Genomic DNA, 13,085 nt, shown 5'->3' on the forward strand with positions numbered 1-13,085 from the left:
GAGGTCGCATTCAACTGTCAACTGTCAACTGTCAACTGTCAACTGAATGAAATCCTCTGAAAGCGAATCCGCTGCCGAACTTCTACGCCAACTTAGTGCGAACAAAATTTGTTAACCTGCGCCAATTAGCTCTCACAACTTTCTTCTGAGCTAAAATATGCAAAATCGCGAATGCTAAAAAACTGTACGCCAGCCAAAAATGCAAACTTCTTCCCACCTCAACCATTGCGGAATTCTGCGGAAACACATCCGGCAAAACAATTCCCAAAAATTTCACATTGTTACTTTTGAAAGAGTTAGAAAAAAAGAAACCAGCAACCGGAACTAGCCACATAAAAACGTAAAGAGTCCCGTGCAGAGCCAGATTTTTGTACCACTCCTTCGTAAACTTTGGCAGGCGTTTCGTATACTTTTTCCACCCTACTCGCAGCAGAGTCAAAATCCGCAAAGTCAGCAAAGCCATCGTCAGCACTCCTACAGATTTATGAAAATCGTAAAGGGGGCCTCGAATCAACAATTCTCTCGGCAATTGAGCCATAAACGTACCGCCAATAAACAGCACTAAATAGCAAGCTGACATCACCCAGTGTAAGGACATCAATTGCTTGAACGCAGAATTAAGTCGGGGTTTATCAACGGGTTTTAGGGTAGTCACTCTTCTTTACCTCCTTAGCATTTGCTGCACAAGATTCAGTATAAACTATGGTACTAAAGCCTGTGGTATATTGTGCGCGATCGGATTTACTGAATTTAATTATTGCCAATATTTATTAAACCGTCGAATTAACTCTATTCACGATCGTCATTCTCGGCCAAAAAACGATCGTACTTGGGTCGATCGCCTGCCAAGCGGTTTTCAGGTCGAATATCCCCAAAGTCACCGCACTCATCTGACCCGACAATTGCCGAGGCCGCCCGGTTCATCCGCAGCCCAGGCAAATATCCCAAACCGAAATTCACATAGGTCAGTCCCAACACTAGATATTGAAGTGTTATCATAGATTATTAAAACCCTTGATTGCCTATTTTTCCATTGTCGAGAATCCTCAAAGTACAGACGCGGTAATTGCAGCTAAACCTGTCGGCACCGCCACGAGTGAGCAATGGGTCTGCACGCAATCTACTAACTACAAACAAACACAGGGGTGGCATTTGCCAGCGAAAACCAGCGCGCTGGACAAGTGGCAATTCTGTTACAAATTGTAACTTTTTGCAAATAACAGGTTAAATTTAGTTTCACAAGAAAGTTAAATCCCAGAAAGTAAAATTAATTACAGTCGAGTTAAGCTAAAAGTGTTTGCAAAAAAAAGTCATTCCAGCCACCCAGAAACCAAGAACTCTCACTTGACCGGCACTGGCGGCGAACTCGCGGCCTCAAAACTTTCGTGCAGCCCACAAGTCGAACAGGATTGGTATCGAACTCTTTATGACAATTTTCCGGGCATTTACTTCGTTGTAGACGCTTTGGGAAGAGTTTTTTCGCTAAATAAATTCGGCGAGTCCCGCCTCGCTTACAGGTCGCAGGAATTAATCTGTCATTCAATTTTTAACATATTTTACTGCCAAAATCAAGGGAAAATGCAGGCAGAATTTGCCGAATTGACACACCCCAAAAATGGTACGCCAACTGCACAATTTGCTTGTTGGGAAGGTCACTTGACTTGCAAAGACGGCAGGGCGATCTGGGTAAAAGCAACCGCGCGCGCCTGGGCTATGGTAGACTGGAAAATAGGGGAAAATAGCGATGGGTCAATTGCCAATTTCCAACAGCCGGCTGTACTTTTAGTTTGCGAAGAAATTAAGGCCGATTCCTTGGTAGCAGCGCCGCCCAAGCAGAGAGAAAATTGGCGCAGTCCAACTTTGGCGATCGCAAAATTAGCCCAAAGTCAACTTAAAGAACGCCACAATATAGAAGAATTCATCCGCGAAGTCACAGAAACTGCTGTCAGTGTTGTCAGATGCGATCGAGCCAGCATTTGGCTGTACGGCGAAGACAAAACGCAGCTTCACTGCATCGACCTTTACGAAAAAAATACGAAACTCCATTCCGTACAAATAATCGTCACCGCCGCCGACTGTCCGGCGTATTTTCAAGCCTTAAAATCTGCAAGTGCGATCGCAACGGTGGCAGCAGAAAATGACCCAAGAACCCGAGAACTTGCCAGTCTTTATTTTGCCGAGCGGGGGACGACTTCTCTGTTAAATGTACCGATTTTGCTAGCAGGTCAAAGGTTGGGAATAGTCAGCGCCGAACGCCTGGGTTCCGGCAGCGCCTGGACGGAAGAGGAACACGAATTAACCCAAATATTAGCAGACTTTGTATCGTCAAGCTTGTCAGCTAGCGAAATATCAAAATTAGAAGCAATGCGGCGCGAACAGCAGCAAAACTTACTGAGCCAATACTACGACCAACTAGAAGAAAGAGTAGAAAGACGCACTGCCGAACTCAAAAAAGCCAACAAAAAACTGCAACAAGAAATAATCAAAAGAAGACAAGCAGAAGCAGAAATGCGCCGCCAGCATCAAGAACAACAAATTATTTTTGATTCCGTGCCGGCGATGATTTGGTACAAAGATACGGAAAGCCGCCTGCTGCGAATTAATCAAGCCGCCGCTGCATCCAGAGGTTTGCCCGCAAATCAATTAGAAGGAAAATCTTTTTATGAAATCTATCCAGATGAAGCAGAGCAATATTATTTAGAAGATTTGGAAGTAATCAATTCCGGGGTTGCCAAACTGGGAAAAGTCGAACTGCTGCCAACTGTCTCCGGTCAAAAATGCTGGGTGCGGAAAGATACAATACCTTACCGCGACGAAACAGGTCAAGTCGCCGGTGTAATCGTGTTTGCAGTAGATATTACAGACTTGATTAGAGTCGAAAAAGAACTGCGAGAATATCGGGATCGCCTCACCGAAAAAGTGGAGAAACGCACTGCTATGTACAGGCAAGCAATGGCCGCTTTGTACTCGGCAAATATGCAAATGCAACAGCTAATTACCAACAGCTATTCCGGCGAAAATGGCAGCAGCACAGCAGCACCGAGCTTGCTCGAATCAGAAGCTTATTTTGAAGCAGTTGCGGTGGCTGACCGCGACACAATTTTGAGCGTCAGCAGCAATTTTGGCGAGCTGTTCGGTTACGAACCTGGGGCAATGGCGGGCATGAGCTTGCTGGAACTGCTGTCGCCGAAATCCTACAAACAGGCACCGCAAATGATTTCGGCAGCCAGCGATACAGTCTGCGAAACGATTTTTCTCAAGCGAGATGGAACTGCTTTTCCTGCTGACGTGCGTAGTAAGTTCGTAGTCTACGAAGGTCGTTTAGTGCAGGTGAAAGCAGTGCGAGACCTCACGGAACGCAAATTGATCGCAGCAGAATTAGAACGATCGCGCTCTCTGCTGCACGCTACCCTGGAAGCAACCGCAGACGGCATTCTCGCCGTTACTAACGCCGGAGAACTGATTAGTTTTAACGAAAAGTTAGTCCAAATGTGGGGAATTTATGAAGAAGTTAGAAACTCAATGGATAGAACGGTGCGGCTGACATTTCTCACCAAGCAAGTTAAAGATCCGAGGGCTTTTTTGCAGAGAATCAAAGAAATTTATAGCGATGCGGAGTCGGAAGGCTGCGATCTTCTAGAATTTAAAGATGGCCGGACTTTTGAGCGCTACACGCAGCCGATTCGAGTCGGACAAAATATTATTGGTAGGGTGTGGCGCTTCCGCGATATTACTTCTCGGGAAAAGGTGACGGCAATGTTGGGCGATTCTCAACGGCGCTTTCGGGCAATTTTTGATTCTTCTTTCCAATTTGTCAGCTTGTTGAAACCTGACGGCACTCTGCTGGAAGCTAACCAAACTTCTCTGGATTTTGCGGGAATTAAGCTGCGGGATGTGGCAAATCGCCCGTTTTGGCAGGGGCCTTGGTGGGGAGTTTCTGAGGAAGTTCGGGAACAGTTGCAAGAGGCGATTTCTCGATCGGCAAAAGGTGAATTTGTCCGCTATGAAGTGGAAGTTCAAGGTGCAAACCGCACGGCAACTATTGATTTTTCGCTCAAACCGGTGGCGGACGAAACTGGTAAAATTGTCTTGCTGCTGCCGGAAGGTCGAGATATTACTGAAAGCAAGCAGGTGCAAGTCGCCCTGCGGCAGCAAGTTGAGCGGGAACGTTTGATTGCCCAGATTCAATCGCGCATCCGTTCTTCTCTGGATATTACAGATATTCTCAACACTACAGTAGCTGAAGTGCGGGAGTTTTTGGCAACCGATCGCGTGATTATTTTCCGCTTCCGGCCAGACTGGAACGGAGATGTGGTGGTGGAGTCGGTTGGGGAAGAATGGATGCCGCTGATGGGGATGGCTGTAGAGGATTGCTGTTTTGCTAATACTTACATCGGACAGTATTTAAAGGGCAGAATTCGATCCGTGGAGGACATTCACGCTTCTAATTTGGCCGAGTGTCACGTCAATTTTTTGGCTGGGTGTCAGGTGAAAGCGAATTTGGTCGTGCCCATCGTGCAGCAGGGAATCGAACACCGTGACGGTAATCCTACTTGTCAAGTGCCGAAGTTGTGGGGTTTGCTGATTGCCCACCACTGTTCGGCACCCCGCCAGTGGCAGCAGTTTGACATGGATTTGCTGAGTCAGTTGGCTACTCAAGTGGCGATCGCGATCGAACAATCTTTACTTTACCAGCAACTAGCTGCTGCCAACCAGCGGTTGGACGGATTGGCGAATTTGGATAGTCTGACTCAGCTAGCTAATCGCCGCCGGTTTGACGAGGTGATTAACCGGGAATGGGAGCAGTCGAGCAGTTCGCAACCGCTATCCTTGATTATGTGTGACATTGACTGTTTTAAACTTTACAACGATAATTACGGCCATCAAGCCGGGGATGCTTGTTTGCAGCAAGTGGCGCGGGCGATCGGAGATGCTTGCACGAACGCACCCCCAGAACGCCTTTATTTGGCTGCTAGGTACGGCGGCGAGGAATTTGGGGTAATTTTGCCAAATACGGATATCGCGGCTGCAAAGGCTATTGCCGAGGGAATCCGGCGGCGTGTCAAAGCTCTGGCAATTCCCCACCTCAAGTCTGTTGTCACGGATTGCGTGACTCTCAGCATGGGGGTGGGGACGATTTCTGAAGGTCAAAATTCGCCGAAGATGTTGATTGAAGCTGCTGATAAGGCGCTGTATCGGGCTAAGTCTGGCGGGCGCGATCGAGTTGACAGTTGACAGTTGACAGTTGACAGTTGGTGGTTGGCCGTTGTCAGTTGACAGTTGGCAGTTGTCAGTTGTGAACAGCTTACTAAAAAAACGATCGCCCTAACCGGCATAAGGTCAGTGCGATCGCGGTACTATGAATCAGCTATGTATCTATCAGACTCCGCGCGGAGTTTTTACGCATTTTCCCGAATATTGTTACAAAACTTCACCGAGAGCAGCATAAAAACATAGTCCTAGACGCACGCTAACCTCAGAAACCCGGTTTCTCTATACATTTCTCGTTACTCAACCCAAAATCTCGTAGAAACCGGGTTTCTCGCCCCCCACAGAGGACACAGTAGCTAACTAACTATACCAATTCACAATGCCCAATGCCCAATGCCCAATGCCCAATTCCCCACCTATTTCGCTAACAGTTTCTGAAACACCTCATACATATCCTCAGCCAACTTTTTAGGATTCCACAAAGGCGCGAGATGTTCTGGCTGCTTTGACTTAATCAAATGCTGTTTCACCGCATTTCTGAAACCAGCATCGCGCCCAAACTTAACTCCCCACTGCGTGTATTCCTCCCAACTCCAAGCCGCGCCCACATCAAGATTTGCACTTTTCAGAAAAGCGTAACCCATGCGCGACAGATATTGGTCGCCGGAGCGAGTTACCACTGGCAAATTCGCCCACAAAGCCTCTAAATTGTGAGTCCCGCCGTTGTAAGGATAGGAATCTAAAAGCACGTCAGCTACGTAATAAATAGCGCGGTGTTCTTCTTCGCTTCTAGTTTGTCCGATAAACTTTATCCGCTCAAAGTCTACTCCCTGAATGGCGCATTCTTCGCGGTAAGTGCTGTGAATCACATCGGGATCGCCTTGACCTTTGCGAATCAACAAACTATCTGGTACTTGCTTAAGTATCCTAACTTGAGCTTGCACCATTTCGGGATTTGTTTTTCTGCCGGGAGCAACGCACAGATAAGTCATTTGCTCCAAGCCAATTCCCAGAGCATTTCTAATTGCTTCTCGATTCACAGGAATGCTTTGCAGTTCGCCAATTGCTACCGAACAACTAGGCAATCTCACTAACTGTTCTAAGTAATTTTTTTCGACACCAGGCGGGTGAGTGTGTTCGTCGCAGAGAAAGTAGTGATTATCCGAAATGTATGGCGCATCGAATCCCAACCAAGAAACGCAAATCCCTGCCGGATATTGATACAGCACTTCGACATTTGTCGGCACTGTCATCGAGTCTAAGTCAATTAAAACATCCAAATCGTCTTGCACTACTTCGGCGAGGATTTCGCCGCCGTCAGCAAAGCCGTTGGGATATTTTTTGGGCCAGTAAAACTTGCCCGCCATGTCTTCAAACCGCTGCGTAACTTCATCTCGGTTGAGTTTACCTGTCACGTAAAGGTGAACGTGGGGAGTGATGCGGCTTAATTCGCGAATTAGAGCTTCGCTGCACCACCCTACGGAGTGGCGGCGGAAGTGTTTGGAAAGGAAACCGATTTTTAAGGGCTGTTGTTTTGTTAGGTAATTTGCGGATTTTATTCTGTTGGGTTGCAGCCGCTGCGGGACGGCTTTTTGGTAGTATTTTTTGGCAATTAGTCGGTAGAAACTGGCATTTTTTTCGCGGTTGTCTCGCAGGTGGGAAACTGCAAATAGGAATATTTCGTAGAGCAGTTTGAGTTCGATGACGCTAAAGGTTTCGACTTTTTCGTAGCAGAGTTTTTCGATTTCTTCGAGTTTCTGAATTGCCTGTTGGCTGACACCTGATTGTAGGTAGGAAAAAACGTAGGCTGTGGCTGACATGACTGGGGCCTTGTCGCCGCAGAATTCGCAGTATTTGTCGGCTACGTTGCGGGCTCCGGCGAGGTTGCTGGAGTGGCTTAGCAAGTCGCACAGTTGTTGGTGGGCTTCGCTGTATTGGGGGTTGCATTCGATCGCCTTTTCAAAATGTGCGATCGCCTCCAACGGCTTATCTTGCTTTTGAATGTGTCCCATCCGGCAGTAAACCTCTGCCCAATCCGGTTTTAGTGCCAAAGCTTGCTGATAGCTGATTAAAGCTTCTTCCAGCCGCCCCTGCATTGAAAAACAACTGCCGAGGTTAGCATGAACTTCCGGCCAATCTGGCTTGATTTTCAGAGTATTTTGGTAATTAGTAATCGCTTCTTCGTACTTGGATTGCTGTAAAAAAGAATTGCCTAAATTGAAGTGCAGCACTTCTAATTCCGGCTTTAAAGCTACAGCTTTCTGATAGTAAGCGATGGCAGCATCGAGATTGCCTTGTTGCGATCGCGCGCTGCCGATGTTACCGTAAGCTTCAGCCCAATCCGGTTTAATGGCGATCGCTTTTTCGTAGCTTTCGATGGCTTCGTCGCGCTTGCCTTGCCCGAAAAGTCGGTTAGCCAAGTTAAAGTGGAAGTCTGCGCCGACAAGCTGGGGGTTGAGTTCGGATGTTCTCTGAAAACAGGCGATCGCTGCTTCGACGTTGCCATGTTTGTGATATACTTTCCCTAAATTCCAGTGAGCGCCTGCCAAATCTGGACTCAGGGCGATGGCTTGCTGGTAATGTGCGATCGCCTCTTCCAAACGCCCCATTTTAAAGTACATACTGCCGATATTAGCGCGTACTTCCGCAAAATTTGGCTGCAATTCTAGGGCTTGAGAATAGGATCTAATAGCAGCTTCAATTTTGCCTTCCGCTTGCAAAGCATTGCCTAAAGTGACGTAAGCGTGGGTGAAATCAGGTCTAATTTTTAGTGCTTGGTGGCACGCTGCGATCGCCTCTTTAATCTTACCTTGAACTAAAAAGTTTTCTGCCAGTGTTTTGTACTCTTCTACTGCTTGAAAATTGGCAATCTGTGTGCTATCGGGAACATTCAGTGAGGTAACTTGTTCGGAAACTTCGGCGGGGTTAGTAAACGGAGTATTTAAATTTTCAGGGGTGGGCGCTGGCGGCAAATTGATACTCGAAGGCTGCAAGCCGTAGCCTTCATCTTTGTTGACAGATACTGGTTGTTGTGCGTCTGATTCTGTTTCTAATTCGATAAATTTGCTGGCCTCAGTTTGCCGCTGTTTTTGTTCTATCAAACTGGATAGTTTCTCAGCAGCGCTGGCATCTTTCGGTTGCAATTGCAGCACTTTGTTACAACAAGCAATTGCTGCATCTAACTTTCCTTGCTGCTGAAAAACGCTACCCAGCATCAAATTCACCGAACACAAACCGGGATTAATAGCAAGAGATTTTTGGTAAAAATTTGCCGCCTGTGCCAATTCCCCTAACTTGTAATACATACTGCCGAGATTCGCGCTGGCTTCGGCAAATTGCGGCTGAATTTCTAAAGCTTGCAAATAAGCTTTAACTGCCATTTCCAGCTTGTTTTGAGCGTGCAAGGCATTGCCCATTGTCAAGTAAGCAGCAGCAAAATTCGGTTGGAATTTAAGAGCGAGATTGCAACAGGCGATCGCCCGCTCAAATTCTCCTTGCAAAACATAAACTTCCGCCAACTTCTTATGAACTTCCGCATCTTGTGGATTGCACTTTAAAGCTTGCTGATAATTCTCGATTGCGCCACCGAGATTGCCTGCATCTTTCAGTCGATTTCCCTTGACAAAATATGCTTGAGCTGATTCTAAATCCACCAAAAACTCCGTTATCATTTGCTCTGCCACTCTTACAGGTTTTACACTAATACTATTCAACCATTCTACCCAATCTCGGGAACCCACAGACCAAGTACACCCTCGATTTATATATTCTACCTGCTGTCTCAGATGATTTTCAGCAGTTGCGCCGCCCGCACCCGTACACTCTTTTAAAACTGCAACTGTCGCCTCAAAAAACCGCCTTGTATATCCTTCCCAATCCGGTTTGCCCGCACGGTTATAATTAGTTAGCGATGCCAAATTTTCTCTCCCTGACATGGAAACTAGACGCGAAAATCCCGCAGTTGTTTCCGGCAAAGCTGCCAATTCACTCGTCACAATCCGGCACCCGCTGGCCATCGCCTCCATCACCGCAATAGATGACGTTTCCAAATAGGTATTTGGTAAGCTAAAACCGCGACTGAGCGCAGTTGGCGGACGAGTTCGGGCTGCGGTACCGAGAGGACACTGAAAACCAAAATTTTCGCAGAGCAAGTTTAAATAATATGCTCTTTTCCCTGTTTTTTTCCTCTCTGCGTTCTCTGCGTTCTCTGCGGTTCATTAAATCCATAAATGGTATAATCTTAAAATTATTGAGGAGTACCGAACATGACCACAGAACAAGACCCCGTAAAATTGATGAAACAGCAAGTTGGCTTTGCTGCCGCCGATCGCGTAAAATCTGGTATGATTGTCGGACTCGGCACGGGGTCAACTACAGCTTATACTATTCAAGCGTTGGGCGATCGCATAAAATCAGGCGAACTCAAAGATATCAAGGGAGTACCCACATCCTTTCAATCAGAAGTGTTAGCCAAACAGTACGGAGTGCCCCTGACAACTCTCGACGAAATTGACAGAATTGATGTGGCTATCGACGGCGCTGATGAAGTAGATCCCCACCTCAACTTAATTAAAGGTGGCGGCGCCGCCCACACGCGCGAAAAAGTAGTCGATTATCTGGCAACTCAATTTATTGTAGTAGTTGACAGTTCCAAAATGGTAGATAAATTGGGTTCGACTTTTCGTGTACCCATCGAAGTTATACCGATGGCGATTACCCCCGTTACCCGCGCCATCGAAAAATTGGGCGGTAAACCAGAACTCCGCATGGGTGTGAGAAAAGCAGGCCCGGTAATTACCGACCAAGGTAATATGGTAATTGATGTTCAATTTGATAACCTTGACAACCCTGGGGAATTAGAAAAAACTTTGAATAACATTCCTGGCGTGTTAGAAAATGGCTTGTTTGTAAACTGTACAGATTTGGTTTTGGTTGGCGAGATTCAAGACGGCAAACCAGTCGTCCGGGAGATTTCTAAATAGTTATTCCAGGCTGCGTCAGGACTGAATGTTTTCACCACCTACTCGATAAAATTTACCCTGACGCACCCTACAGTTAATTAGCTATAATATCAAAAATAGTTTGACGTATTGTTGGCAATCTGAAAACCTAAGTGTACAGATGTATTGTTATAGCAACCGCCACATCGGTGAGGACATAAATAACTTCATGAATAGAGCCGATAGCCGTCAATTATCAATGGTTTGATTCCCGTTATGCAACCCTTCGGCTTCGCTCTTCGGGCGAGCTGTCAACTGTCAACTGTCCACTGTCAAATGCTATACCTGGTTTAGCTTTTGATACGGGCAGAACGAACACTATTTATGGCATAATTATTTCAAATCGGATGCCATCAAACTCGATAGCATTCTGATTAAAAAAATCTGCTTGTGTGATGATGCTTTCCCTGCTTATGGCCTCACGATCGAGCAGTGTAGCCGATACAAGTCGAAAAGCCTCTCCTATAGCGCGTCCTCAGGCAGGAAGTGTCTCAGATCACAAAGCAGGTCGATCGCCCTCACTGCCAAAAAACCCAAAAATATGTCAAATTAAGTAATGGGTTATAAGATAACTCTTGGCATATCCTTAGATAGTTATGACAACAAAACTAAGAGCTACAGACACAGAAAAAATGGAGATAGACTTGCAGCAGTTGAGGGCAGATCAAGAACTGATTCTCAACCAAATAGACAATGCGATCGCTCTGTTCGACTCGTCTGACAGCTTAGTTTTGTTTAACAAAAAATTGGCGGAAACTTGGGGACTGTCCCCAGAATGGCTCGACACACAGCCCAAGTGCGACTTGCTGTTTGCCGAAATTGTCGATCGCGGTTATTTATCCCTTCAGCAGTGGCAACAGTTTCAGCAAGCACTGCAAACATCTCAGGATCAAAGTTTATCATTTTATTTCGAGCAATCCAACGCCGTTTGTTTGGAGGTGTGCGCCACAATTACCAACAGCGGCGGGCGGCTGTTTACCTTTCGAGACGTTACCGTACACCAAAAATCACAAGCTAGCTTGAACGCAGAAGTCAGGCGCCTGACATTTCTTCTAGGTTTAACCGAACGCCTGCAAAACTCTCACAGTTTGCAAGAAATAGGTCAGTTTGCCCTCAGCTATCTGGTAGAAGCGACGAATGCTGCTTTCGGAGACGTGAAAGTCATTAGCGGCAAGGGAAAAGACCGGCAAGCAGCGACGGTTTCCAATCGAGTTTCTACTCAATTTGTGGCTAGTTACGGGGAACCCGTCGCCGCAGAAATGCAAGAATTGCTCGATAAAGGCATTCCCTGCGGCACCGGTTTGCTGTGGGAAGTCGTGGAAACAGGTAAACCTTTGTTTGTCGATGATTATGCCCAACATCCCAATGCTGTGCCGGAATTTCGACATCCGGGAATCGGACAATTGGGCATTTTTCCGATCGCATCTACCGATGGCACAATCATCGGAGTGCTGACGCTGGAGTCGCGCAACGTCAAAAAACTGCAAGCATCCCTCCACCAAGAAGTGTTGGAGGCTGCTTGTCGGACACTGGGGGCGGCGATCGAGCGGGCTCAGACACAAGAAAACCTGCGCCAAGTTAACCAACAATTAGAGTATTCTTCTCAGTTAAAATCCGAGTTTTTAGCCTCGATGTCCCACGAATTGCGAACGCCTCTCAACAGCATTCTCGGGTTTTCTGACTTGCTACTGCGGCAAACAGCCGGACAGTTGAGCGATCGACAAATCAACTATGTAGAACTAATTGAAAAAAGCGGTCAGCACTTGTTGCAGCTAATCAACGATATTCTCGACCTTTCTAAAATTGAAGCGGGGAAAGTAGAACTAAATTTGCAGCCGGTGCGCGTTCACGAACTGGCGACAGACTGTCTGAAAATGATTCAGCCGCGGGCGGACAAAAAGCGGATCGGTTTGTGTCTAGAACTCGATTACCGCATTACTAAAGTTTTGCTCGACGAACGCCGAGTGCGACAAATTGTGATTAATTTACTTTCCAATGCCATCAAATTTACCCCGGAACGAGGACAAGTTAAACTCAGCGGGCGTCTCGCCTACGGCAGCGAAATGAACGGCGATTATCGCCCTGATTGTTCTCCTGTAAATGCCAGCACTCCTTATTTTTGTCTTGAGGTGAAAGACTCTGGGATCGGCATTCCTCAAGAGCGCTGGCACTTGCTATTTCGACCTTTTCAACAGGTGGATTCTTCCCTGACTAGGCGCCACGAAGGCACGGGTTTGGGTTTGGCTTTGACTAAGCGTCTGGCGGAATTGCACGGGGGAACTGTTTCTTTTCAATCTGTTTGCGATCGCGGCAGTCTGTTCCGCGTTTGGCTGCCTTTGACGGAGATGCGTCAAGAGTTGGGAAGCTTTGCTGCTTGTGCCTTGGATGCCAAGTTAGTGGCTGCTTCTGCGATCGCATTACCAATTGGCAGCAAGCGGATTTTGGTGGTGGAAGACCAGCCTTTTAACCAAATGTTAATTTCGGAGGTGATGGAATTGGAGGGCTACGGGGTAGAAATTCTCGCCGATGGGAAGGCGATGGTCGATCGAATTCTTGCCGCCTCTACTGCGCCGGAGTTGCTGCCTGATTTGATTTTGATGGACATTCAGTTGCCCGATGTTGACGGTTTTGAGTTGATGCGCCGAGTTAAAGCAAATCCTGTCTGGGAGTCGGTACCGATGATTGCGGTGACGGCGATGGCGATGCCTGGCGATCGCGATCGATGTTTGGAAGCTGGCGCTTCCGCTTATTTGAGCAAGCCGCTCGATCTGAATTTGACGATCGCGACTATCCGTTCTTTTCTCACTTAAACAGCATTTATACAGAGGTTGTAAAAGTAACTGTTAGCTTGCGTGGGATGAAACCACAATCTTC

General features: G+C 46.9%; 6 protein-coding genes. 3 read left to right on the forward strand and 3 right to left on the reverse strand.

What is annotated here, in order from left to right:
* Positions 1-82 precede the first annotated feature (82 nt).
* Together QUB68_RS05540 and QUB68_RS05545 are read right to left on the reverse strand one after the other, a co-directional pair.
* Positions 83-655, reverse strand: coding sequence for a cytochrome b (locus QUB68_RS05540; protein WP_332990110.1), 573 nt, complete (start codon positions 653-655; stop codon positions 83-85).
* A gap of 134 nt (positions 656-789) precedes the next feature.
* Positions 790-999: a hypothetical protein gene (locus tag QUB68_RS05545; RefSeq protein WP_332990111.1), complete on the reverse strand. Its 210-nt coding sequence runs from the start codon at positions 997-999 to the stop codon at positions 790-792.
* A gap of 294 nt (positions 1,000-1,293) precedes the next feature.
* Between QUB68_RS05545 and QUB68_RS05550 the strand changes: the two genes are divergently transcribed.
* A complete protein-coding gene (locus QUB68_RS05550; RefSeq protein ID WP_332990113.1) occupies positions 1,294-5,235 on the forward strand; it encodes a PAS domain S-box protein in 3,942 nt (1,313 codons plus the stop codon).
* A 392-nt stretch (positions 5,236-5,627) separates the two neighbouring features.
* Here the strand turns inward: QUB68_RS05550 and QUB68_RS05555 are convergent, their stop codons facing one another.
* Positions 5,628-9,260, reverse strand: coding sequence for a tetratricopeptide repeat protein (locus QUB68_RS05555; protein ID WP_332990115.1), 3,633 nt, complete (start codon positions 9,258-9,260; stop codon positions 5,628-5,630).
* A gap of 216 nt (positions 9,261-9,476) precedes the next feature.
* On the opposite strand from QUB68_RS05555, the gene rpiA reads away from it, so the two are divergent.
* Positions 9,477-10,193, forward strand: a complete 717-nt coding sequence (rpiA, locus tag QUB68_RS05560) for a ribose-5-phosphate isomerase RpiA (RefSeq protein WP_332990117.1) — start codon at positions 9,477-9,479, stop codon at positions 10,191-10,193.
* Positions 10,194-10,807: 614 nt separating this feature from the next.
* Positions 10,808-13,021 carry a hybrid sensor histidine kinase/response regulator gene (locus QUB68_RS05565; RefSeq protein WP_332990119.1) on the forward strand — a complete coding sequence of 738 codons (2,214 nt, stop codon included), beginning with the start codon at positions 10,808-10,810 and terminating at the stop codon, positions 13,019-13,021.
* Positions 13,022-13,085: the final 64 nt, after the last annotated feature.

It is taken from the genome of Microcoleus sp. A006_D1, from assembly GCF_036702805.1.
In the GTDB taxonomy this organism is placed as follows: Bacteria; Cyanobacteriota; Cyanobacteriia; order Cyanobacteriales; family Microcoleaceae; genus Microcoleus.